The organism is Streptomyces sp. NPDC007905, from assembly GCF_042959345.1.
GTDB lineage: Bacteria > Actinomycetota > Actinomycetes > Streptomycetales > Streptomycetaceae > Streptomyces.
Map to the genome: position 1 here is coordinate 18,538 of NZ_JBIBKS010000039.1, position 22,353 is coordinate 40,890.

General features: G+C 70.2%; 23 protein-coding genes and 1 pseudogene. 13 read left to right on the forward strand and 11 right to left on the reverse strand.

What is annotated here, in order from left to right:
• The first annotated feature begins 1 nt into the window (after position 1).
• The gene (locus ACFZDC_RS39090; protein ID WP_391331495.1) at positions 2–1,447 is read left to right on the forward strand and encodes a tetratricopeptide repeat protein; all 1,446 of its coding nucleotides are present in this window, start codon (positions 2–4) and stop codon (positions 1,445–1,447) included.
• A gap of 497 nt (positions 1,448–1,944) precedes the next feature.
• On the opposite strand, the gene ACFZDC_RS39095 is transcribed toward ACFZDC_RS39090, so the two are convergent.
• On the reverse strand, positions 1,945–2,292 hold the full coding sequence (locus ACFZDC_RS39095; RefSeq protein WP_391331497.1) for a group II intron maturase-specific domain-containing protein: 348 nt from the start codon (positions 2,290–2,292) through the stop codon (positions 1,945–1,947).
• Between the two features lie 88 nt (positions 2,293–2,380).
• A pseudogene (locus ACFZDC_RS39100) lies at positions 2,381–2,746 on the reverse strand (reverse transcriptase domain-containing protein); the annotation flags it as partial.
• 777 nt (positions 2,747–3,523) lie between these two features.
• Here ACFZDC_RS39100 and ACFZDC_RS39105 point away from each other — a divergent pair.
• From ACFZDC_RS39105 to ACFZDC_RS39115, 3 genes are all read left to right on the forward strand, one after another.
• The gene (locus ACFZDC_RS39105) at positions 3,524–4,048 is read left to right on the forward strand and encodes a sigma factor-like helix-turn-helix DNA-binding protein (RefSeq protein WP_391331498.1); all 525 of its coding nucleotides are present in this window, start codon (positions 3,524–3,526) and stop codon (positions 4,046–4,048) included.
• Positions 4,045–4,755, forward strand: a complete 711-nt coding sequence (locus tag ACFZDC_RS39110) for a hypothetical protein (protein ID WP_363269206.1) — start codon at positions 4,045–4,047, stop codon at positions 4,753–4,755. The genes ACFZDC_RS39105 and ACFZDC_RS39110 overlap by 4 nt, the downstream gene beginning before the upstream one ends.
• An 89-nt stretch (positions 4,756–4,844) precedes the next feature.
• Complete coding sequence (locus ACFZDC_RS39115) at positions 4,845–5,057, forward strand: hypothetical protein (RefSeq protein ID WP_391331500.1); 213 nt, start codon at positions 4,845–4,847, stop codon at positions 5,055–5,057.
• A gap of 70 nt (positions 5,058–5,127) precedes the next feature.
• Here the strand turns inward: ACFZDC_RS39115 and ACFZDC_RS39120 are convergent, their stop codons facing one another.
• Positions 5,128–5,307, reverse strand: a complete 180-nt coding sequence (locus tag ACFZDC_RS39120; protein ID WP_391331502.1) for a hypothetical protein — start codon at positions 5,305–5,307, stop codon at positions 5,128–5,130.
• Positions 5,308–5,486: 179 nt separating this feature from the next.
• On the opposite strand from ACFZDC_RS39120, the gene ACFZDC_RS39125 reads away from it, so the two are divergent.
• The 6 genes from ACFZDC_RS39125 to ACFZDC_RS39150 all read left to right on the forward strand — a co-directional run bounded on the left by ACFZDC_RS39125 (position 5,487) and on the right by ACFZDC_RS39150 (position 11,432).
• Entirely contained in the window at positions 5,487–5,939 is a 453-nt protein-coding gene (locus ACFZDC_RS39125; protein ID WP_391331503.1) for a hypothetical protein, read from the forward strand.
• Positions 5,940–5,997: 58 nt separating this feature from the next.
• Positions 5,998–6,333, forward strand: a complete 336-nt coding sequence (locus tag ACFZDC_RS39130) for a hypothetical protein (protein ID WP_391331505.1) — start codon at positions 5,998–6,000, stop codon at positions 6,331–6,333.
• A gap of 295 nt (positions 6,334–6,628) precedes the next feature.
• Positions 6,629–6,913, forward strand: a complete 285-nt coding sequence (locus tag ACFZDC_RS39135) for a hypothetical protein (protein WP_391331507.1) — start codon at positions 6,629–6,631, stop codon at positions 6,911–6,913.
• Positions 6,914–7,106: 193 nt separating this feature from the next.
• Complete coding sequence (locus ACFZDC_RS39140; protein WP_391331509.1) at positions 7,107–7,406, forward strand: DUF1778 domain-containing protein; 300 nt, start codon at positions 7,107–7,109, stop codon at positions 7,404–7,406.
• Entirely contained in the window at positions 7,403–7,789 is a 387-nt protein-coding gene (locus ACFZDC_RS39145) for a fic family toxin-antitoxin system, toxin component (RefSeq protein ID WP_391331511.1), read from the forward strand. Before ACFZDC_RS39140 ends, ACFZDC_RS39145 begins: the two co-directional genes overlap by 4 nt.
• Positions 7,790–8,417: 628 nt before the next feature.
• Positions 8,418–11,432 (forward strand): sel1 repeat family protein, encoded by a 3,015-nt coding sequence (locus ACFZDC_RS39150; RefSeq protein ID WP_391331513.1) that lies wholly within the window; start codon positions 8,418–8,420, stop codon positions 11,430–11,432.
• Here the strand turns inward: ACFZDC_RS39150 and ACFZDC_RS39155 are convergent.
• Both ACFZDC_RS39155 and ACFZDC_RS39160 read right to left on the reverse strand, forming a co-directional pair.
• Positions 11,339–11,683 (reverse strand): hypothetical protein, encoded by a 345-nt coding sequence (locus tag ACFZDC_RS39155; RefSeq protein ID WP_391331514.1) that lies wholly within the window; start codon positions 11,681–11,683, stop codon positions 11,339–11,341. The genes ACFZDC_RS39150 and ACFZDC_RS39155 overlap by 94 nt on opposite strands.
• Positions 11,683–12,924 (reverse strand): protein kinase, encoded by a 1,242-nt coding sequence (locus ACFZDC_RS39160; RefSeq protein WP_391331544.1) that lies wholly within the window; start codon positions 12,922–12,924, stop codon positions 11,683–11,685. Before ACFZDC_RS39160 ends, ACFZDC_RS39155 begins: the two co-directional genes overlap by 1 nt.
• A 286-nt stretch (positions 12,925–13,210) precedes the next feature.
• Between ACFZDC_RS39160 and ACFZDC_RS39165 the strand changes: the two genes are divergently transcribed.
• Entirely contained in the window at positions 13,211–13,969 is a 759-nt protein-coding gene (locus ACFZDC_RS39165) for a TIGR02391 family protein (RefSeq protein WP_391331516.1), read from the forward strand.
• 109 nt (positions 13,970–14,078) lie between these two features.
• Here the strand turns inward: ACFZDC_RS39165 and ACFZDC_RS39170 are convergent, their stop codons facing one another.
• From ACFZDC_RS39170 to ACFZDC_RS39185, 4 genes are read right to left on the reverse strand one after another with little or no spacing between them, the layout of a single operon-like run.
• Complete coding sequence (locus tag ACFZDC_RS39170) at positions 14,079–14,546, reverse strand: hypothetical protein (RefSeq protein WP_391331517.1); 468 nt, start codon at positions 14,544–14,546, stop codon at positions 14,079–14,081.
• Positions 14,528–15,484 carry a hypothetical protein gene (locus ACFZDC_RS39175; RefSeq protein ID WP_391331518.1) on the reverse strand — a complete coding sequence of 319 codons (957 nt, stop codon included), beginning with the start codon at positions 15,482–15,484 and terminating at the stop codon, positions 14,528–14,530. Before ACFZDC_RS39175 ends, ACFZDC_RS39170 begins: the two co-directional genes overlap by 19 nt.
• Positions 15,445–16,536 carry a hypothetical protein gene (locus tag ACFZDC_RS39180; protein ID WP_391331520.1) on the reverse strand — a complete coding sequence of 364 codons (1,092 nt, stop codon included), beginning with the start codon at positions 16,534–16,536 and terminating at the stop codon, positions 15,445–15,447. The genes ACFZDC_RS39175 and ACFZDC_RS39180 overlap by 40 nt, the downstream gene beginning before the upstream one ends.
• Positions 16,533–17,408 (reverse strand): hypothetical protein, encoded by an 876-nt coding sequence (locus ACFZDC_RS39185; protein WP_391331521.1) that lies wholly within the window; start codon positions 17,406–17,408, stop codon positions 16,533–16,535. Before ACFZDC_RS39185 ends, ACFZDC_RS39180 begins: the two co-directional genes overlap by 4 nt.
• Before the next feature lie 440 nt (positions 17,409–17,848).
• Between ACFZDC_RS39185 and ACFZDC_RS39190 the strand changes: the two genes are divergently transcribed.
• Positions 17,849–18,676, forward strand: a complete 828-nt coding sequence (locus ACFZDC_RS39190; protein ID WP_391331522.1) for a hypothetical protein — start codon at positions 17,849–17,851, stop codon at positions 18,674–18,676.
• Positions 18,677–19,201: 525 nt separating this feature from the next.
• Positions 19,202–19,723, forward strand: coding sequence for a hypothetical protein (locus ACFZDC_RS39195; RefSeq protein ID WP_391331524.1), 522 nt, complete (start codon positions 19,202–19,204; stop codon positions 19,721–19,723).
• A gap of 280 nt (positions 19,724–20,003) precedes the next feature.
• Here the strand turns inward: ACFZDC_RS39195 and ACFZDC_RS39200 are convergent, their stop codons facing one another.
• Together ACFZDC_RS39200 and ACFZDC_RS39205 are read right to left on the reverse strand one after the other, a co-directional pair.
• Entirely contained in the window at positions 20,004–20,768 is a 765-nt protein-coding gene (locus ACFZDC_RS39200; protein ID WP_391331525.1) for a hypothetical protein, read from the reverse strand.
• Between the two features lie 60 nt (positions 20,769–20,828).
• Positions 20,829–22,271, reverse strand: coding sequence for a selenium-binding protein SBP56-related protein (locus tag ACFZDC_RS39205; protein ID WP_391331527.1), 1,443 nt, complete (start codon positions 22,269–22,271; stop codon positions 20,829–20,831).
• Positions 22,272–22,353 lie beyond the last annotated feature (82 nt).

Consider the following 22,353-nt stretch of genomic DNA (forward strand, 5'->3'; position numbering starts at 1 on the left):
TATGGGCGACTTCGATTTCGGATCTCTCCCCGGGACGGCGCTCGCCGTCCTCGCGACCACCGCCTGGTTGGCCCCCGACCGCACTCCGGTCGAGCTGCTCCCGTCGACGCCGGATCGCGATGCGGACCTGGCAGCGCTCGTCAGGGCCGGGCTGTTGACGCGAGGTTCGGACGGCACCTGCTCCGTCGCGCCCCGGGTCCAGCAGAAATTCCGCCGATTTCTCGGTGAGCGGTGGCAGTTCACCGCGATCGCAGGCATCGCCGGCTACCTCGGCGCCCCCGGGGCTCCGGGCGAGACCGCGCGCTGCATCACACTCACCCCGCACCTGTCCGCCTGGCTGGGCTTCACCAGGGCCGAGGATCACGGCACGGACATCGCCCTTCTCCTCGAACGCGTGATCGACATGCTGTTCGAAAGCGGGCTGTGGCGTGCAGCCTTGCCCTTGTGCGAGCGCGTCAACGAGGTGATCGAGCTGTGGTTCCCACCGGACTCACCGGCCAGCCGGCAGAGCAGGAGCAGGCTCGCGCGCGCCTGTTGTGAGGTGGGGCAGTACCGGCGTGCCGCCCGGATCTGGGAGGACCTCATCGCCGTCCAGGTGGAGATCAGCGGCGCAGGGCATCAGATGGTGTCGGACCTGGAGACCGGGCTCGGCGAGACCCTCCTGGAGGCAGGTGACCACCAACGGGCACTGGAGGTCGTCGAACGGGTCGTCGCCGACCGGACGGCGAGCCTGGGAGCAGCGCACCGCGACACCCTGAGAGCCCGGAACAACATCGGCGTCGTCCACGACAGAGCGGGTCTCCGGGACGAGGCCGCGCGCGTGTGGACCGCGCTCCTCCCGGAGTTCGAGTCGGCCCTGGGACCGGACGACCCCGACACCGTCCTGTTGAGGACGCGGTTGAAGAGCGCTCAGAGCGCTCAGGGAGGTGCGGACGGTCCGGCGGTCGAACCGGAGGAGCCGGCGCAGGCCCGGTCGGAGGAGGAGCTCACTGCGGAGGCGATCTACGACGAGCTGGGTCGATGGCACGCACTGCTGGTCGAGCGAGACCCGGAACCGGACTCGGACGCGGTCGAACCAGAGGTCCGGCATCTGCTCGAATGCGGCGAGGCCGCCCTCGGCGCCGGCCATCCTGCCGTTGTCGCAACTCGGCGGCTGCTGGCGATCGTCTACTTTCGGCAGGAACGGTGGGACGACGCGGTCGAGGAGGCCAGGGAGACGCTGGACGCAGCAGACCGGTATCTGGGCCGGTCCGACGACCGCACCAAGAAGTCGGTGGCCCTCCTCATGGAGGTGCTGGTCCTGGCCGGGCGCTTCGACGCTCTCGAGCCCCTGCTGGAGGAGAGGCTCGAGGACGTGATCGAGCTCCTCGGCTTCGGCGATCCGCTGGTGCGCGCACTCGCCGCTCGCCGGGCGTTGGGCGACCTGAAGCAGCCGCGGCTGTGGTGACCGCGAGCACCTCCTCGCCGTGCATCGGGGCCGACGCTCAGTAGGGTCGGGGACTGGCGCGGTGGCTACCGCTCCGTTTCCAGCCCCCGCCGCTTCAAACCGTGCATGCAGTTCTCCCGCACACGGCTTTCCGACATCGTTCACCGACTGGCATGCGCCGTCGCCCTGTGCACGTTTCCGGTGAGGCGATAGACCCCGATCCGGGTGATCCATCCGTACGTGAATCGGGTGGTCCAGTTCCGGCCTCGGAGTCTGTGTTTCCGGCTGGCGAAGATGGCCAGCCGTTCGTGGACGTAGACGTCGACCGCGTTGAACTTGATGGCGTCCCGCCGAGTGGTGTAGCCGATCAAGCTGGCGGAATCCGCAGGTCGCGGCCCAAATCGCCTCGCCGGAGGCCCTGTTGGGGATCGCCGAGCTGGGACCAGCGGTGATCGCACGACGGACCGCGGCGGCACGTGCGAGACGCTTCCGAAGCGGAGGCGACGGACCGTGATCGGCTACACCACGACGGGGGACACGACCTTGAACTTCCGCCCGGAGTTCCCGTTGCGGAAGTACGCTGCCCAGCCCCGCAGTACGGGGTTGACGTCGGCGACCACGGCGGACACCGGCCGTTCGGTCTTCGAGCGGGCGGTGGCTGTGCGGACCTTGTCCCGCAGCACCCGCATCGCTCGGGCCGAGGGCCAGCGTTGCAGGTAGAACCTGCCTCGCCATTTCCACGATTCCACTTTCCGGTGGTGGAAGCCGAGAAAATCGAAGCCCTGCCCGCCCCGGGTGAGGCAGGTGATACCGGACTTCTCGGGGTGCAGTCGCATCCCGAGCCGTTCCAGCACTCTCGCCGCCAACTGCTGGACCTGCTCGGTCCGTTGTCTGAATCGGCGACAGGACCACGAAGTCGTCGCAGTACCTCACCAACGCCCCCAGCCGGCGACCCTCGTCCTGCCATGCCTCGTCGAGGACGTGCAGGGCGATGTTGGCCAGCAGCGGGGAAATCGGTGAGCCCTGTGGGGTTCCTGCCCCGGTCGGGGAGATCACCCCGCCCTCCAGGACTCCCATCCGCAGCCAGGTCCGGATCAACTTCAGCATCGGCCGGTCCACGACATGCCGGGCCACCTGGGACATGAGCGCGTCGTGGTCGATCGTGCCGAAGCAGTCCCGGATGTCGGCCTCGAAGACCCACTCCCGCCGCTGGTTTGCCGCGACGCGCACGGCTTCGCACGCGTCGATCGCGGACCGCTTGGGCCGGAATCCGTAGCTCGCCTCGGTGAACTGGGCCTCGAAGACCGCCCCGTCCTTCAAGCCACGCGGGCACCGGCAGCACTGCCCGGATGACCTGCCATTCCGCGTCCGTCATGTCCCAGCCGTAACTCCGGACGCGCTCCGGCCCGTCGCCCGCGTTGCCGAACCTGTGCGCGAGACAGTCACACGACAGGGACGGCGAGTTGGACTCCACACAGGTGAGCGCGAAAGACTGCGGCAACAGGGCCTCCTGGTGATCGGTTTGGTTCGCACCCCCGACCTACCAAGAGGCCCTGCTGTCATGCGTCGGCCCTCGCGCGATCACCCGAACAGGAACCCTGTTCGACCGGACCAGCCCCGTCATCGATAAGCGGATGGCGTCTAAGGCCAGCCGCCAGGTCGTGCCGACGCGCCTGGAGCAGACGGCGTGACCGCGGGGCGGAGCTGGCTGCTCGCGCCGCGACGGCGTCGGGTTCGGAGGGCCGCCGGGCCGAAGAGCGGGGGCGGACCTCCCGAACTTAACTTGTCCATCAGCGTGCGGAGTTTGGCGAGATTCACTCGATGGTGGCAGGAAGTCACTAACGCGTCGGGAGCGTCCTTCTGTGATGTCGATCACGCAACGCGCATGCGCCGCGCCTTTGAGCGACTGTCGGTGCAGGTCAGAGAGGGGCCTCAAGCACCCCACTGATCACATTGAGCACCGAGTCGACCGCACCGCGTGAAATTCGTGAGGCCGCGCATGCGTGTTCGGCCGATTGGGCCGCTTGAGTGATCCCCAGCGGTGCCCCGGGAGCCGCTCTTTCCATCAGCCCTCAACGAAGAGGACCGAAACACCCCATGACTGACGACGTTCGTGAGGACGGCCGCATGCCGGTGGCCGAGGAGGCCCCGCTCCAGCTCCCTCTGGAGTTCGAGGCCCACTACCTCACCAACCAGGAGGCGTTCCACGACTTCGCGCTGAAGATCCTGCTGACCAACGAACGGGCCGAGAAGGCCGTCCACCTCGCCTACGTGGAGGTCCGCACCCGCTGGGACACCCTGCTTACCGAGCCGGACCTGCAGGCGCAGACCTGGCAGATCCTGCGCCGTGCCATCATCGACGAACTGATCGGCGGCTGCCGCGAGGAACTCGCCGCGCGCGACAGCGGCATCGGCCTGTACCCCGCCCTCGCCAAGCTCCCTCCGCGCCAGTTCGACGCGATCGTCCTGCGCTTCATCGGCCGGTACGACACCAAGCAGATCGCCTGGTACATGGGCCTCACTCCCGGCACCGTCACTCACCACATCCGCAAGGCCCAGGAGCGCCTCGCCCCCATCCACCGCCGCGCCACGCGGCCGATCAAGAAGGAGGACGCCCAGTGAGCGACACCTGGGAACAGCTCTTCGCCGACGCCGACAACGCCGTCTGCGAGCCCCGCCGCGCCTTCGACGTCGGCGCCGGACTGCGCCGCATCGCCCGCGACACCGCCCACCTCCCGTCTCCCGACCCGGCACCCATCGGCGGCCACCCCAGCGCCCGGCGCCGGCTCGGCGTCATGACCCGGGTGGTGGTGACCCAGGCCGGGGCGGCCGCCCACATGGAGGAGCTGACCGCGCTGCTCGGCGGCGACGACACCGTCGCACAGTTCGACGGCTGGACCGACGGCGTCGACATCGAGGGCGTCCAGGTCTTCGCCTGCATGCTTTACCTCGCCCACCACCCCGAAAGCGCCCGCTTCTGGTGGCGCTTCGCCGCCGGCGCCGGATCCAGCGGCGCAGCGTACTGCCTCTACCTCGACCACCTTGCTCTCGGCGACGAGCGTGAGGCGAAGTTCTGGAAGCGGCAGGTGACCGCTCTGTTCTGCCCGGACACGCCCCGAGATCGCGAAGTCGACACCCAGGCGTTCCTCAAGGCACTGGAGCACTTCACCAACGACTCCGCCCGCCGCGACGCCAGCCGGGCAGTCCTGACCGGCGGACTGGAAGCCGACGTCGACCAACTGGCCGACCATCACACCGCCGACGGCCTGGTCTGCCGCCCCGACGCCCGCCTGGCCGACCGCATCCACGAACTCGCCGGCCGCCCCTGAAACGCAGGAGTCCGGCGTGGGGCCGAAGGTTCCTAGGCCGCCAAGCCCCCGCCGGACCACACAGCGCCCCGAAGAACGGAGCACCTACCGTGAAGACTAGCCGCCACACCCGCACCGCGGACGAGGCCCCGCGAATCCGCCGCACCCGCACCACGCGGAAGCCCTCCCGAATCCGCCGCGGCCGCCGCTGGATCGCCCGCCGACGCACCGCCCTCCTCTACAACGCCCTGCGCGGCGCCGCCTACGCCACCGGCGCCGGCATCGTCGGTCTCGGCTTCTACCTGATCCAGCAGCACATCTGACTGCAGTGAACCAGGCACTCGGCGGGCCGCAACCTCTCGGTGCGGCCCGCCGCCCGTCTGCAGGCGTCTACTACGGTGCTGCGACGCCGCGCATCTTCTTCGCGATCGTCGTCAACGCGCTGGGCGCGGACGACGCAGCGCAGTGGTTCGAGGCGAGGCCGAGATGCCGTACGGCGGTCTGGCTGCGCGCCGGGCCGAGGCCGAGCGGCTTCTGCGCGAGGAGACTGGCCTCAAGGAGCAGCGAGCGCACGTCCGCCGGGCCCGGCCGAGTGTGAGGTTAAGCAGCGTCGACGGGCGATCGCGCGGCGCCATGTCCTCGAGGAGGAAGTGGAGCTAGCCCGTAGGCAGGCACCGTGTGCGGACTGCGGGCTGCCCGAATCCGCCGGTCTGTGCCCTGTGTGCTCCTACCGGCGGCGTACCGAGGAACTGGTGCGGGAGGCCGTCGACCTGGCCGTCGCCGTTCGGGCCGACCTGTCGGACGCGGCCGCGGTTGCCGCGCTCACCCAGCAGTGCGAGACGGACACCCGCGCCCTGCTAGCGGAGGCGTGCGAGCGATCCTGCGGTCGGGACGCCGATCCGGCCTGGGCAGCGTTCACTGCGCCCCAGGTCGCGCAGCGGATTCGAGACGAGCGGCGCGCGGCCGCGCTGCGTCGGCTACTCGGGGCGCAGGAGGTGGTGGCGGAGGCCGACGCCGCGTATGACGTGTGCCTTCGGCGTCGCGGCCGCGGTGCCGAAGGGGCTGCTGAGCAGGCTGCGGAGGAGGCTGGCCGCCGTACCGCCGAGTTCCTCCTCCGCCGGCGCCTGAGCGAATTGCACGCTGTCCGCCAGCGCACGGACGTGACGCATTCGGTCGCATGCGGGGTGGCGGTGGACGCTGCGTGACCGAGGTCGCTGCGTCGATGACTGACGACGAGAGGCATCAACTTCAGTGGAGCGTGAGATGACCACCCGAGTCGGCGAGTACGGCCTGCCACTGGCCTTCGACGCGACAGCGATCGACGTGTCCCAGACGTACTGGGGCCTGCGGGAGCGACTGTTCAACACCGCCACCCCGGCCGGCGCCCGGGAGCTCCACGGCAGGGGCCACCCCGGTTACTCCTACGAGCTGGACGAGCGCACCCGCGACGGCGACACCGACAACGTTATGCACTTCAAGCCCAGCGAATCGGGGCTGACCCTCACATCGACCCGCGCCTGTCTGAAGGGCAAGTACCGGGCACCGGGCGGCCAGGTATACACCTATCTGGGCTGCGACTCCGTGAGGGTGGTGAACTGATGCCCGGCGCGGACCGGACATGACGCAGGGCCCCACCTCCTGGTGGCGGCCCTGCGGCCGGTCGCCGACGGCCCCGCCACCGGACACCATCACCCCGGCCCGGGTCGCTGGCCGGGCAACGCGTTCTGCCGCGCCGACTGAACCGTTCCCGGTTCGGTAGGGACTCCCAGTCGGCACGTCGCTGCGCCCGCACTGGGGCCGTCGGGGGCCGCTGGGCGGTGCCGCGCAGCTCCCGGACGACCCATCGGCTGGTGCACTGTCCGCACAGGACATCGCCGGCCGGGCCGGGCTGTCCGTGACCCTGGTCCGCCGCGTCCTGCGCACCCCGCCCGACGGCCAGACCGTCCGGGACATCGCCCGCACCTCCGCCGACGCCATCCTCGGCATCCCGCTCCCCCACCGCTACACCCCCGACGCCCCCGGCCTGACCGACTCCACCGAGGCATCACGGCTGCTGGCCGGCCTGGCACGCGCCGGATGGCCCGCCACCACACGCCCCCGTACCGTCCCGTCGTCGCCGCTGCTGGCGAGCCAGGCGCCTTCCGGGGCGATCACCACCGATTGCCCCCAGTCGGTGTAGACGGCGCCTGTGATCCATCCACCAGATTCGCGTTGACTCGTCGCTCCTCCCCGTGGCAAACCATTTGCTGTCCGGGGCGATCCCCATCGCTCGGGGCCGGCGCAGAGTCTGGGGGTCCGGCGCCGGGGAGGTCCGCGCTGCGGGTTGGGCGTGGGGCTGCCGGGCCCACGGTATCAGCGGTACCATTGGTACCATGACTCATCCGAAAGCCATGAACCTGCGTTTTCCCGATCCGGCCCAGCGGGCCGCGATCGAGGCCGCCGCGCGGCAGGAGGGCGTCAGCCTGCAGGAGTACATCCTCTCCGCGGCCTACGCCCGTGCCACCGCGGTCGAAGAGCGCTTCCTGGAGGCGTTCAAGGCGTCGGTGGCCCGCAGCGGTGACGCGTTCGCAGAGGACGGCGACGCGGCCGATCCCAATGCGGAGCAGCGAGCGGCGGAGTTTGAGGCGCGCCGTGATCTTGAGGAGCAACAGGATCGGGGTCACGCCGCGTGACCCAGAACGATCCGCTGCACCCGCTCGATGTGACCTTCCTTCTGCACGCGGCCGAGCTGCTGCCCGGTGACCCCCAGGTGGACGACTACGGCCCGCTCTACGCGGCGGTCGCCCGGGTCAACGCCAGGGCGTTGGAGCGGGACATCTACGGCTCCGTGTATCTCAAGGCGGCAGCCCTGCTCCAGACGCTGGCGAAGCTGCCGTCCCTGGAGCACTCGAACGAGGCCTTCGCCTGGCACTCGACCGAGGCATACCTCGCCCTGAACGGACACCAGCTCGACTACCCGCCCAAAGAGGCGGTCACTCTGGTGCGCGACGCTGCCTCCGGCGCCTTGGGAGTCGGCCTGATCGGCCGTCAACTACGTGCATGGAGCGTCTCGTGACGCGGCTTCAAGCCAACCGCCCGCAGCCACAGCGACGCGGTCGCCTTGGAGCGTGCGCACCGGCGGACCCACATGCGAGGCGGGTATGGACGACGTCACCCTCGCAGCCGGCACTCGTACCCCTACCCTGGAGCGCCATCGAACAGTTGCTGTCCACCGAGGACTGTGACCCCTTGATCACACCGCCGAGCGGGGCGGGCTCGGGCTCGACACGTCGTTGCGGCATGTGTGGGCCCGGTGTGGTCAGTGGTAGGCGCTGACGGCCGTCAGGTACAGGGCGCAGGCGGTGCCGGTGGCGCTGGCGCCAATCAGGAGGGCGGTGGCGGGGTGGGTGTCGGCGCGCCAGGCGGTGAAGGCGGCGGCGCTGCCGATGTGCAGGGCCGCCGACAGTGCCAGCAGCAGGCTCAGCGTCTGGAGCGTAGACGTCGCGGTCTCCTTGGATGAGTGGTCCCTCCGTTGTGGGGACCAGATGGGAGCGACGCTGCCTGTCCGGGGGTATGTCCTGCCGCTATCTGCCCCAGAGTTGGACAGATCCGCTGCCCGGCTGCTGGTAGCGGGCCTTGGGTTTTCAGTGTCCGGCGGTGTCCTGAACGGACACCACCGGACACCGGCACGTACGGGGCGGGGGATGGGCAGGACGCCGAACTTCTTCGAGGACCTGCGGCGGGTGGGCGCACTCAAGCGGGATCGGCTGGGCGGGCACCCGGCGGACAATGCCCTGTCGAAGGTCCCGCAGCCGGCCGTGTCCCGGGACACGGTCGGCGCGTGGCTGCGCGGGGAACGCTTCCCGCAGCAGGTGGAATCGCTGCTCGCCGTCTTGAGGGAGATCCGCGCGGAGGCGTCCCGCCGCGGCTTCCTGGGCACCCCGGCCGACGGATTCTCGGGTGAGAGCGTTGCCGACCTGCTGGCTGAGGACCGCTGGCTGCGGTCGTGGAGAGCCGAGCAACTGCGCCGGACGCAGTCGAACCAGGAGGGTGTGGAACGCCGGCAGGCCCGCCGAGCCTTGGAGGACGAGGAGCGGCGGGCTCGTCAAGCAGCGCTGGCGGACCGTCCCCGACCGGTTCGGTCCTGGACCCCGAAGCGGCTCGGGGTCCACCCGGCCATCCCCGGGTACCCCGCCACCCCGGACGGCGCCGACTTCGTGCTGCCCGTGTACGTGCCCCGTCCCCACGACGACCTGCTGCGGACACGTCTGGCCGCCGCAGTGACGGACAGCGCCTCGCTGCTGGTGGTGGTGCGCGGGGAGTCGTGCACGGGTAAGACCCGCACCGCTGTTGAGGCCCTCAAGGCGGTTCCGGACGACTTCCAGTTGCTCTTTCCCGCGGACGCCGACAGCCTCCTGGCCATGCTGGCCGCAGATGCCCTTGGCCCGCGCACCGTGCTGTGGCTGAACGAGGCGCAGCACTACCTGGGCGGCCCCGCCGGTGATGCCGTCGCGGCCGCACTGCTGCGCCGCCTCGACGCGGACGGCCCGTTCATCGCACTCGCCACCCTGTGGCCCGACCACGACACGGCCCTCACCACCGCTTCCGCCTCCAGCCAGGACGGCTCCCACCGGCAGGCCCGGGCGCTGCTGGCCCAGGCCCACTACGTCCACCTTCCCGCCTCCTTCACCGAACACCTGGACTCCGTCCGCCGCGCCGCCGGTCATGACGCATCCCTGGCCACCGCGCTGGAAGCCGGGGGAACCGACATCACCCAGACCTTGACTGCCGGACCGGACCTGGTCGCCCACTACGAACGCCCAGGCGGCCCGCACGGCGTCTACGGCAAGGCGCTCATCAGCGCGGTCATGGACGCCCACCGCCTCGGCGTCACCGGGCCGCTGCCACTGGCCTTTCTTCACGATGCGGCGCCCGGCTACCTCACCCGCAGCGAACGTGCCACCGCCGACCCCGACACCTGGTTCACCGCCGCCCTCACCCACGCCCGAACCCTGATCAAGCAGACCATCAGGCCCTTTCAGGACGCGCCCCGTTCCTCCGGAATCGGGGCGCTGCCCGGCGTGGTCGCTCTCGCGGACTACCTCCAGCAGCACGGCCGCCGCACCCGCCGGCTCCTCTGCCCACCCGCCACCTTCTGGAACGCCGCGACCCACCATCTCACCAACCCGGACGACCTCACCCACCTCGCCGACGCTGCCCACGGCCGGTACCGCCTGCGCCACGCCGCGCACCTGTATCGCGCCGCCGCCGACGCCGGAGGCAGCTACGCCCTGGCGCGGCTGGCCGACATGCGGAAGGAGGCCGGAGACCGGGAGGAGGCCGAACGGCTGTATCGCGCCGCCGTCAACGCCGGAAACACTTTCGCCCTGAAGTGGCTGGCGGACATGCGGGAGGAGGCCGGAGACCAGGAGGGAGCCGAACGGCTTGCCCGCCAGGCCTTCGACGCCGGAGAGCGCTATGCCCTGACGCGGCTGGCGGACATGCGGGAAAGGGCCGGAGACCAGGAGGGAGCCGAACGGCTCGCCCACGAGGCCGCCGACGCCGGAGACACCGAGGCCCTGACGCGGCTGGCGGAACTGCGGGAGAAGGCCGGAGACCAGGAGGGAGCCGAACGGCTGTATCGCGCCGCCACCGACGCCGGAGACACTCTCGCCCTGACGTGGCTGGCGCAGATGCGGGAGAAGGCCGGAGACCAGGCAGGAGCCGAACGGATTGCCAACGAGGCCGCCAGCGCCGGAATGACCTACCCCCTGACGCGGCTGGCGGACATGCGAAAGAAGGCCGGGGACCAGGCGGGAGCCGAACGGCTGTATCGCGCCGCCGCCGACGCTGGAGACACCGACGCCCTGACGTTGCTGGCGGACATGCAGGAGGAGGCCGGAGACAAGGAGGGAGCCGAACGCATTGTGCGCCAGGCCCTCGGTGCCGGGGAGCTCCACGCCCTGAGGTGGCTGACGCACATGCGGGAGAAGGCCGGAGACCGGGAGGGAGCCGAACGGCTCGCCCGTCAGGCCGCCGACGCCGGAGACACCGACGTCCTGACGCGGCTGGCGGAACTGCGGGAGAAGGCCGGAGACCAGGAGGGAGCCGAACGGCTCGCCCGTCAGGCCGCCGACGCCGAAGACACCGACGCTCTGACACAGCTGGCGGAACTGCGGGAAGTGGCCGGGAACCCGGAGGAGGCCGAACGGCTGTATCGCGCCGCCGTCGACGCCGGAGACACTTTCGCCCTGATGTGGCTGGCGGCGCGGAAGAACTGGCGCTACGGCCTTGAAGCAGATGGAACGGCGGCTGGGCCATGGCTATGGCCAGAACCGCGCACGGCTGCCAGCGACTCGCCGTATGGGCGCACTCCGCGCTATCTCGGGCTACGTGTGGCCCTGCGCCGCGCTCTCCGGACTCGGCATGTTGCACAACCTGTGCCGCCTTGCCCTCGACCACCACCAGCGCCGTCCCTGACCAGGCCGCCGGGGCCCAAACTCACGTACGAGCTCCGGCCCCCAGCAACCCGGGCCCAGGACAGCATTCCCATTCCGCCCGCGCTCGCCGAGGACCGGTGCGGACGGGAGCCGCAGCTCCGCGGGGGACCAGGGCGGTCGGGACGTCACTCCTTGCGGTTGCGCACCGCGAGCACGGCACCCGCGAGCGCGGCGATCCCGCCGCCGATCATCGGCACCACCTGCATCGACGCCTTGTGATCCACGGCATAGAACCCCAGCCAGACGAAGGCCACACCGAACCCCACCACGATCGCGTGCTCGAGCAGCCGGAACCCGTACCCCATCCACTGGTCGAGGCGCTCGAGGCGCAACTGCCGCTCGACAAGCTCCCGCCGCCACGCGAGGTGGTCCGGGTCGATCTCCTGCCACTTGCGCGCCTCGTCGGCCGCGGGGAAGGACGGCACCAACTGGACGGTCGCCTCGGCGGGCGGTGTCTCCTGGTCAGACATCACTCGCCCCCCTGCCTGTCCTGCGATGCGGCCGCCAGCCGCCGGTCGACCATCAGCAGTGCCTCGTCCACGGCCCGTTCGGCGGCATCACGACGCCCCTCCCGCTCCCCGTCCGTCCACGGCGCGGGTGGCGCAAGCGACCGGACGCACCCCCGCCATAAGGGCTCCTCGGGTGAGTTCCGCCGTGCGAGGGCGGCGCGCGCTTGTACGGCGAGGACGAAGACCCCGAGGGCGAAGACCGCCCAGGGCAGCAGGGTGACGAGGAAGTCCGGGATGCCGACCGCGCTGAAGTGAGCCTGCGTCAAGGCCATTGTCACCGTGAGAACCAGCAAGAAGACCGCCGAGAGGAGCCCCCAACCGGCCGTGCCGACGGCGTGGTTGGCCGTCGTGCTGCGCGCCGCCGTGGGGGCTGGTTGCACCGGGCCAGCGATGTCCGCCACCTGTGGCTTCCCCCCAGCTCCGCCGAGCGCCCGCCGCGCATCGGCCACCGTCAGTCGCCTCTCGGGGTCTTTGTCCAGCAGCCCTTCGATGAGCGCGCCCAGCCCACCGATACGGCCCAGTGGCGGCGGCTCCTCCCGCTCCACGGCCGACAGGGTCGCCATGACGCTGTCCCGGTGGAACGGCGCCCGCCCCGCGACGAGGTGGTAGAGCGTCGCCCCCAGCGAGAACAGGTCGCTGCTCGGCCTGCGGGAACGGCCGTGCAGGAGCTCGGGGGCGATGTAGTCGGCCTCGGCGGCGTTCTCCACGCCGTCCCAGGTGGTCTCGGAGTCCGTCCCTGCCAGGGCTCCGACTCTTGGAAGCAGGGTCCAGCCTCCCTGGCCGTGGTACGAGCGGATGTTGGCGGGCCGTACATCGCCGTGGACGACCCCGGCCGCGTGCATCGCCTCCAGCGCGCCGAGCATCGCCCTTGCGACCTCCCACACCTGTACGACGGGCAGCCGGCCGTAGGCCAGGAGGTCTGCGAGAGAGGGGCCGGGAACAACCGGCACGACGGCCCACACCGCACCGTCCGCCTCAACGACATCCTCCACGGCGACGACGTTCGGATGGCTCCGCAGCGCTGCGGTCGCGCGGAGCGTCCTCGCCACCCGCGCCGTCCCGGGTGCCTCCGCCGCCCCCACCTCCTCGACCGTCACCTCGCGCCGGACCTCGTCGTACGCTCTCCACACGCGCCCGTGTCGGCCGGATCCCACCAGGCTGGTGAGCCGATATCGCCCACCGAGCACCCGCCCCGGCTCCATCCTCTCCACAACGGTGCCCCCTCCCCCTACGGCTGAAAGCGCCGTACCCACCGTCCCGCGCCGGCAAGCCCCAGCCACCGGTTTCGCCGTCTCCGGTATGAAGTGGGGGCGCGGCGCAGCGCTGCAGGCGCGTCGAAGCAGGTGAATCCCCGAGCGCCGCCGTGCGTGGGCATGCCATTCTGGTCGGCTGGCCTGCACACGGAGCAGGCCCAGGAAAGGGCATGCCCATGGGACCTCCACCACGTACCCGCTCTGGTCTCCGGCGACGGTCACCGCAGTTGCCGACGTGCTCGCGGCCACAGACGACGGTCTGAGCGGCCGGGAGATCGGTCATCTGCTGGCCCAGGCAGGCGTTGCGGACGCCGCGGGCTCGAACAAGCGCGAGAGGCTGGCCCGTGCGCTGCTGATACGGCAGGCACGTGACCAGGCGTCCAACTGCGTGATCAGGTTCATCAGCGAGGCGATGGCGCCCGTGCGCTACACGCAGCAGCCCGCGGTGTTCTCCCGGCGCCGCGACGACCTCAACGAGGTCCTGGTCCACATCGGCCTGCGGGTCAACGAGGAAGGCAAGGTGGCCAGCGGACCGGCCGCGAGCCCCCTGGACCAGGCGGCGCGGCACGCCAACTCCCTGCGGGCGGAGCTGCGCCGCCGGGGAACGCATCCGCAGGTCCTGGCCTACTGCACCCGGGAGATCCTGGCGAAGAACGCCTTCCACGCCAGCTTGGAGGCCGCGAAGTCCGTCTTCGACCGGCTCAGGCAGCTCACCGGCGAGCAGTTCGACGGCTCCCAGCTCATCGATGCCGTGCTCATGCCCGGCGCTATCGGCCGACCGCGGGTGGCCATCAACACCGGCACCACGCCGACCGAGACCGGTGAGCAGAAGGGCTTCGCGATGCTGCTCAAGGGGCTGGCCGGCATGTACCGCAACCCCACGGCACACGATCCCCGGCTGAACCGGCACGTCACCGACGAGGAGCTGCTGGAACTGCTGACCACCCTGTCGATGGTCCACCGCCGTCTCGACCACGCCCGCGTGCAGCCCTGACCGGCGACCGGCCAATGATGACGGACGGTCACGGACCGTGCGAGGTCAGGATTGTGCTGCTCGCTCCAGGAGCGGCGCAGCACGCTGAACTCCTTCAGCGCGGCATGCATCATGCACCCGGGCCCGGTGGATGCAATGGAGGGTTCGGATCTGATGGCGCGGCCCGGTACGGCGCAAAGGCCGCGTCTGCAGCATCCCGGTAGGGTCGCCGGGACATGCGGGTAACGAGTTGCCACATGGCACGTTCCTCGGACAGTTGCTGCGGCAGTACGAGTCCAAGCGCGTCGGCCAACGGTTTGCGGCCCACGTTCACCATGGCCCGCACTGCGGCGGCCCACTCATCGGTGGCATACACAGCGCAGCGGTACCACAGCGGAATAAGCGCACACAGCGCGACGGCGGTGACGACCAGCAGGGGCCGCTCGGCTCCGGCTGGCGGCAGGGCCAGAAGGGCAAGCGCCGCCACTACCCCATGCCCGTATAGCAAGGCCACGAAGAAATCCACGCTGGTACGTGCCGTTTCCACCTGACGGCGCGCCTGCTCGGGCGCAGCGGCGCTCAGCTCGTTCCACAGCACCTGGGTATCAAGGCGGAAGCGGTTGTGGCCGTACTCCTCGAAGCGACGGATGGCATTGCCGAGCCGGGTCGGGGCGAGCTGATCGTCGTCCGTGGGGTAGCGGGCCAGCTGCTCGTTGAGGAGCGCACACTGTACCGGAGGCGGGGGTTGGCGACCAGCGCCCGTAGTTCCCGCTTGCCGAGGTAGGTTCCGGCGAAGCGGTTGGAGAACTCGGCGGCCGCGGCGCGGTAGCGGTCGGCGGCCGGGCCGGAGACCTTCTCGCCGGCGTCGATGCGTTCGCCGGCCTCGGTGAGGGTCTCGGCCAGGGCATGGCCCTTCTCTTGGTCCAGGACCTCGAGCATGTCGGCCTTCGAGCGGCCGGCGTAGGACTCCGACATGGCGGTGGCCGCGTGGCCGTACTGCACCGCGAGCGCGATCCGGCCGCCGGGCTGGCGGTAGATGAACCAGGCGATGGTGCGGCGGAAGCGGCGGAGGGTGACGGCGCCGTCGGGATCGGGCGGGATCAGCTCGTGGGGCCGGTCGTGGGCGGCGGCGAGCTGGTTGGCCCAGGCGGTGAAGGCGCGGATGCGTTCCACGGCGGTGTCGGAGGACAGGCCTGTGCGGGGCATGCAGGTGCCCTTGGCGTACCGGTAGAGGGTGCGGGTGAACAGTTGCTCGCCGTCTTCGAGTTCCTCGGCGACGGCGATGGCGCGGGCGACTGGTTCCAGCACGATCCACGGGTCCGCTCGTTCCTCTCCTTCGCCGATCGCGTTGCCGTCCTCGTCCAGCACTCCCTTGAAGTGCCGGCCGCGGACCTCGAACCGTATGGTGCCGTTCTCGCGCTCCACGCGGGTGCAGCAGCCGCGGCGCAGGGCCAGAACCTCCTCGGGCCGCATGCCGGAGAGGTAGGCGCAGCAGATCAGGGCGGCGGTGGACAGGTGCAGCACCAGAACGTCCACGTCGTCGAAGCCGATCTGCTCTCGCCACCGGGCGGCGCCGATCCGGGCGGCGAGCGGAAGGTCGAGGAGTGGGGCGGGGCCGAAGCTGGCCGGGGTGAGCTCGTCGGACAGGATGCGGCGGGCGCGGGCGACCTGGGAGGTGGTGATGCCGAGGGTGCCGGCCAGGAAGTGTTGGCCATCGGCGGCAGCGCTCCGCCGTAGCGGGCGCGCACGGCGGTGGCGCCGGGCGCACCGCTGGAGGGCAGCTTCTCGCCGGCCGCGAGCAGGCCGCGCAGGTGGGCCACCGCGGCCTCGGCGCCGCCGAGTGGGGCGCGGGCGGGGATGGCGGCGAGCAGCCGGCGGTGCTTGCGGGCGGCGGCCAGGATGTCTGGGGACAGGTCCAGGACCGTGCGCAACGCCCACACCAGCAGCGGGGCCATGACGGCCGGGTGCACGATCGCGACGCTGTTCTCGCCGTTGGGGGTGTCGTCGTTGGTGCCGAGGAAGTCGGACATGACCGCGGCCGGGTCCTCCCACGGCGGCATGACCAGCCGGTCGCTCTCGGGCAGGTAGGGGGCGTAGGCCCACAGCCGCGAGATCACCCACAGGGCCTTGGCGTCGGTGCGCCACCGGCGGCCGAGCGGGCGCAAGTACTCGACGTAGGCCTCCAGATCATTGGTCGTGACCTGGGAGAGGTCGGTGATGCCGCGTCCGTCGAGCCAGGAGGCGAAGCGGATCCAGATCTGGAAGTTGTGTCGCAGCGTGCCCGGTTGAGTGGTGGAGCGCGCGGCCCGCTGCTGGAGCAGCACGGCCGGAGTGGGGATATTCAGCTCGGCGAAGGCCGCGCGCATCATGCCGGGCCGCAGCCCGGCGGGGCAGCGGCTCCAGTCGATGACCAGCGAGCGGTTCGACTCCCTGGGGCTGATCAGCGCCAGGCGCCAGGCCAGATCACGGAAACGCGGCACCTGTTCCGGGTCGAAGCCGGGCCGCAGTCGGTTGAACGGGAGGACGAAGGCGTCCGGGGCCGGGTCGACGACGTCCGGGCCTGCGGGGACGGGCGAGGACGCGCTCACGGGTCAAGCCTCCGTTCCAGCATCGCGTGGATCAGCTCCCGCTCGCTGTCGGCCACGGCGGCGACCAGCTCGGGCCGCGCGTCGGTGGTGGTGTAGGTGGTCAGGAAGTCGCCGATCCGCGCGTGGTGCCTCGCCCAGTCCGCAACCCACACCGCCGACGTCACGGCCGACCGTAGGGACTCCAGCGCCTGGTGCAGGTAGGCGATGCGGGGCAGGTCGCGGCCGGTGGCCACCGCGTTGCGGCAGGCGAAGCACAACAGGAACGACACCGCACACGGCATCCCCGCCTGGCTGTGGTCGGAGTTGAGGAAGTCCGCGCACGAGGCGACCGGGGTGCGCAACCGGCCGGCCACGATCCGGCGCGCCACCTCCACGTCGATCCCGGCCTCCTTGGCCACGAGCTCGGCACTCACCTCGCCCTCGGCGTCGGCCTCCGCGACCAGGCGCATGGCGACCGTCTGCCGGGCGGAGACAAGAGCCTGAGCCAGCCCGAGCTCCACCGCGCCGCGCGAGGCGGCGCGGACGTCTTCGTCCTGGAGCTGATAGTCGCGCTCGTGGGTGGCCTGGGTGTTGTTGCGGGCCCGGCCGTGGTGCGCCTGCGCGCTGTGGCGCAGTGCCTGGGCGTGCACCCGGGCGGGCAAGTCGACGCCGCTGGCGCGGACCTGCTGCTGCCAGCGCCGGATCGCCCCGTCCAGAGCGGCACCGAGCGCGTGGTCGCGCAGATTCTCGCTTCCGCCGAGGCCTCGATGGCCGACCAGGAGCTTCGTCGTGGGACGGCCCAGCGTCTCCAGGGTGGTCCTGGCTGGCGCGGTCAGCCTCAGCACGTGCCGCAGGGCCCGGCCGCTGGAGCCCTCGCCGATGTCGACGAGCATCCTCCCTCGGCCTGGCCGAAGCCTCAGCTTCCCGAGTGCCGGCCTGTCCCCTCAGAATTCGCAGGGCGGGAGTAGCAGGAATGTTTCCCCTCGGCATGGGGTGATCTCCAATCTGTTGTGATCTGTGAGGGACCGTGGCCATCGGGCGCGGTCCGGTGTGGCTGTGCCTTTCTCGACGCTCACCACACGCACTCGAAAAGAGGGAAAGACGGCGGGTGCCCAGAAAGCCCTCCTCAGAGTTCCAGACCCCCCGTGAGCCCAACCATCAAGGTGGTTTGGCAGGTTTGCTGTGCTGTGTGTCCAGAGGCCCCGAGCTATGTGGGTTGGCGGACGCGACGGTCTGGTCAATCTTGATGTGCTGAGCTTGGCCAACTTGCCCCCGAACGGGCCGCCATGCACTTAGGCTTGGGCCTCCAGGTGGACACACGTCGGGGGCGAGAGTGATCAAAAGCGACGCGAAGGCGACCTTTATGGCCGCATCCCTTCTCGAATCAGCAACGTTCTGGACCATCTTTGTTGGCGCCGCAACGACCCTGCTAGGTGCCATTCTTGGGGCGTGGCTACCTCACAGATACGCAAATCCCAAACAGCAGCTCGAGTTTCAATGGCGCAAGAACACGGCACTCCTCGATGCGGCATCCGGAGCAAGCGCCCTCGCCGTTTCTCACAGCGGAAGCGCGCTTACAGAGCCTCGCATCATCGACTTCTTGATTCGAAACGTCGGCAAAAAAGATATAACCGCCGATTCGTTCCATGGGGGCGCGTCGATTGAGGTAGAACTTGACTCAAGGATTATCGAGGTCAAGGGAGTAGACAACGCGCCCACTACTAGCGCCCCACCTACCTGGGCTATCTCACCAAGCGGGGATCGGCTGCTAATTGCCCCAAGCCTTTTGCTCGGAAGGCAAGAGGTGTCTTTTTCGATCATTGTTGACGGCCCCGGGGACGAGTCCAAGTTCCGCTTCATCGCTCCCCTTACTGGGGTTTCCCCACGGAACGTGCCCACGGCAAATCCAACGAAGGGCGTTCGAGTTCCCCAGGCTCTAATGATCACTATGGGAGTCATGCTGTTCGCCCTGATTATCGGCGAGGGGAAGACGATGAATGATAACACGTCATTGCGTGAGCAAGTGGACAATCTCACGTCAACGCTGCAGTCTCAGCAAGACAGTGCACAGAAACTAGCTGCTTGCTTTGGTGAACAGAAGAACGCGCAAAAACTGGATCCTGACTGCGCTGCAGTGGAGGAAAAGTTCGGCGTAGGGTAAGTAGCTACGTGTGCAAAACCAGATCATCTAGCTATAGGCACCCTCCGAGAGGTGCCTGTAGCTGTCTCCTAGTCCTGGCATTGATCGGCCAGGGGAAAGCTACGGAGCGGCGAAGTAGCTAACGGACTCCCGAAGGGGGGTCCTTACTAAGTACATAAGTTCTCGGCTCTTACTCTGTACATAAGTTCTCACGCAGCCTCAGCGATCCAGTCGCCTTCGACGGCCCAGTCAATCCACTCCATAGACCGTTCGCCAGGGAGTAGACGGAACGTCGTCTTCGCTCCGCGCTTACTGCCGACCGTCTCAACTTCGAGCCATCCGGCCTCGACCAAAATGTCTACTCCGCGTTGCGCGTAGGCGATTTCTCGACCTGCCCTGTCACGGACGCCGACAGCATCGGCAAGCGACCGCCACGGGATCGTAACTTCGGAGTCCTCACCGCACAGTCGAGCTATCTGCCGGCCTACGTCCCGGCCGCGGGACTGTACGGTCACTGGTGTAACTCCGATCATGGAAAATGCATCGATGACCAGTGAGAACGTGGCCGAGGACGAGGCTGTCGAGTCGGCAGCGGAGGTGTCGACGAAGGCCGTGGACGACCAGCTGATCGCCGAGCTGGTGAGCCGGGTTCAGGCCGAGGGCCTGCGGCTGACGGGTGAGGGCGGGCTGCTGCAGCAGCTGACCAAGCGGCTGCTGGAGTCCGCTCTCGAAGACGAGATCACCGATCACCTCGGCTATGGCAAGCACGATCCGGCGGGCAAGGACGGCTGCAACTCCCCCGCCCGGCAGGACAGCGGCGGTGTACGGGCCGATGCCGAGATCGTGCTCAACGAAGCCGGGCGCGGTGTGCTCGCCAGTACAGTCGTGAGGAAGGGGCTCAGTCCGCCGGCTCGGGCGGGACAACACACCTGCAGTGCAAGCTGTAGGCCCGAGACCAAGTATCACGGGGGGATTGTGGGAGCTGGGGCATTGCGGACCCTGCCGCTGGCCGGGGAGCTGATCGTCACTGATCAACCGGGCCGCGGACCGCTACGGACCCGCACCTGACGATCACCCCGGACCCCGCCCGCGCCTGACTGATGACCGCCGGTGCGGGGTCCGGTGCCCACGCCCGCCTGACCGCCTGACCTGGCGACGGCCTGTGTGCGGCCCGGTGCCCACCCGTGCCTGGCCTGGCGACCGCTTACGCACCTGGCGACCACCCCCGGCCCCCGCCTGGGGCCGGCACACGCCAGGCGGGGCCGGGGCCGGCGTGCCGCCGCCGGTGTTCGCGGCGCCGACCACCGCGGCGAGTGGCGTCGGGACGGCGCGGCCGGTCACCCGCCCCTCAGCGGCCGGCGCCGACCAGCAGGACGAGCGCGGTGACGACGGCCGCGAGCGTCATCGCCGCCGTGACCGGGACCGCGCCAACGCGCCGGTTGGCGGGCCGCTGGCGGCGGGCGAGCCCGAGCGCCACCCACGCCGCCTGCGCGAGGACGCCGGCGACGACGGCGAGGAGTAAGGGCAGGAGGCTGTCCGGAACGGGAGCGGCGCCGGCCACGAAGACTCCCGCGACCGGGCTCAGGCAGGCCAGCGCGATCCACGGCGCCACGCGCCGCCCCGGCTGCGTTCCCAGTAGGGCGGCCAGCGCCAGCCCCTCGCCGGCCGCGTGCACGAGGAGCGCCGCCACCACGGCGATGGAGGAGGTCAGGGCGAGGGCTGCCCCCTCCACGAAACGGTGCACGGCGAGCCCCGATGCCGCGCCGATGCCGCCCGCACGCCCCCGCGTACACGGGCAGCCGAGACGGGTGACGGCACCCGTCACAGCGAACGAGGCGAGCGCGGTGAACGGCACCGCCCACTGCGGCAGGCCGGCCTCCCGGGCCTCGTCCCACGCGTCGGGCAGCAGGTCGAGGACGGCGATGGCCAGCAGGATCCCGGACGCGGCGGCCGGCACGAGCACGGAGCGGCCCGATGCCCGCCGCGTCGACCAGGCCCCCGCCACCGTGGCCAGGGCCACCAGGACCACGGCCACCAGCGATTCGGTGGGGGGCAGCTGCCATCCGGTTCCGCTGGCGGTGTGCGCGCCCACCGCCTCGGACACGCAGAGCATGGTCCCTCCTGCGGGGAGCGGCGGGCCTCGTGCGCGGCGCCCGGGCGCACCGGATATGGGTCAGCGGCGGTAGCAGTAGGAGTCCGAGGAGGCGTCGCCGCCGTGCAGGCGCGTCTGGTGCACGCGCAGGCCGCCGAAGTCCTCGCCGTGTGGGAAGAAGCGGCTGTCGGCGACGAGGCCTCCGTGTGAGGTGTCGGCGTCGAGTCTGACCATCCACGGCTCGATGCCCGCGGGATAGAACTGTTCGTCCCAGGCGGCGTACAGCGAGTTCGTCAGGTACACGCGCCGCCCGTCGCGGCTGAGTTCGACCATTTGTGCCCCGCCGGTCAGCGGCACGTCAGGTGCGGCGGGGTGCGGCCGGCGGGCGGTGATGCCGCCGAGGCGCACGGCCGCGGTCCGCCGCGGACGCAGCGGGTCGCTCACGTCGTACTGGAGCAGGTCGCCGGTGCCCCACGCCGAGACGTACAGCCACCGGTCGTCCACCGAGAGGTCGATGTCGGTGATCAACGGGGGCACGGCGCCGAACGGCTTCAGCGCCGGCGGCAGGTCCCCGGCCGGGGCGGGCTCGGCCGGAAGGGTGATCACCTTGGTGACGTGGAAGTCCTCGCCGTCCCGCTGCCACAGCCACACCGACGCGGACAGGTCCTGGACGTCGACGACGGTGTTGGTGAACCCCCACGTGGCCTCGGGGTCGTGCGCGGGCCGCAGTTCCAGCACCATCTGGTTCTCATCGCCCAGGTCGACGTCCTGCAGGTGCCGGCCGGTGTCGAGCTCCCAGAAGTGCAGGCAGTGGCCGTAGCGGCGCTCCAGCAGCAGCTCGGGGACGAGACCGTCCTCGATCATGGAAGGGGTTCCCCACTCGCTGGTCACGGCGATGTTCTGGGCGAGGTGCCACCAGACGTCGTAGGCGAGGTGCTGCGGCCCGCGGTCGCTCTCCCAGCCGCGCAGCACCTCGAAGCTCTCGTGGTCCAGGAGCGCCACGCCGCCGGGCCCGTCCGCACCGTCCGCGCCGCCCAGGCAGGACAGGAAGACGCCGTCGGGGCCGCAGTGCAGGGTGTGGGGGCGCGAATAGCCGGCCTTGGCGGCCAGCTCCCCAGGCTCGACCGTCTTGACCAGGCGGGGGCGGGCGGGATCGGGGACGGTGTCGAAGACGTGCAGCCGGGAGGAGCGCAGCCCCGGGACGATGAGGTAGCGACGCGCGGCGTGGTGGTGGCCGGCATGGGCCAGCGCGCTCGAGCAGGCGTTCCAGCCGAAGTGGTGCAGCTCATTGCCCACGCCGGGCACCTCGGCGTGGGAGATCACGCGGCCGTACGCGGGGGAGCCGGGGTCGGCGTCGACGGTGAACAACGCGTCCGCGCGCGCTCCGGCCGGGTCGAACCCGACGACGTAGGCGAGCTTCTCCCCGGGCGCGGCGACGGCGTCCGCCGGGGAGCGGTACAAGGTCGGGTCGGTCGGGTTTTCGTGGCCGCCATCGCGGTCGTGCAGGTGATCGGTCGTCATCATCGCTGTTCCCCACTTGGCGAACGGAAGCCAGGATCCGGTGAACTCCCACTCCGGCAGACAGGCCGGCTTCCTCATTCACCGT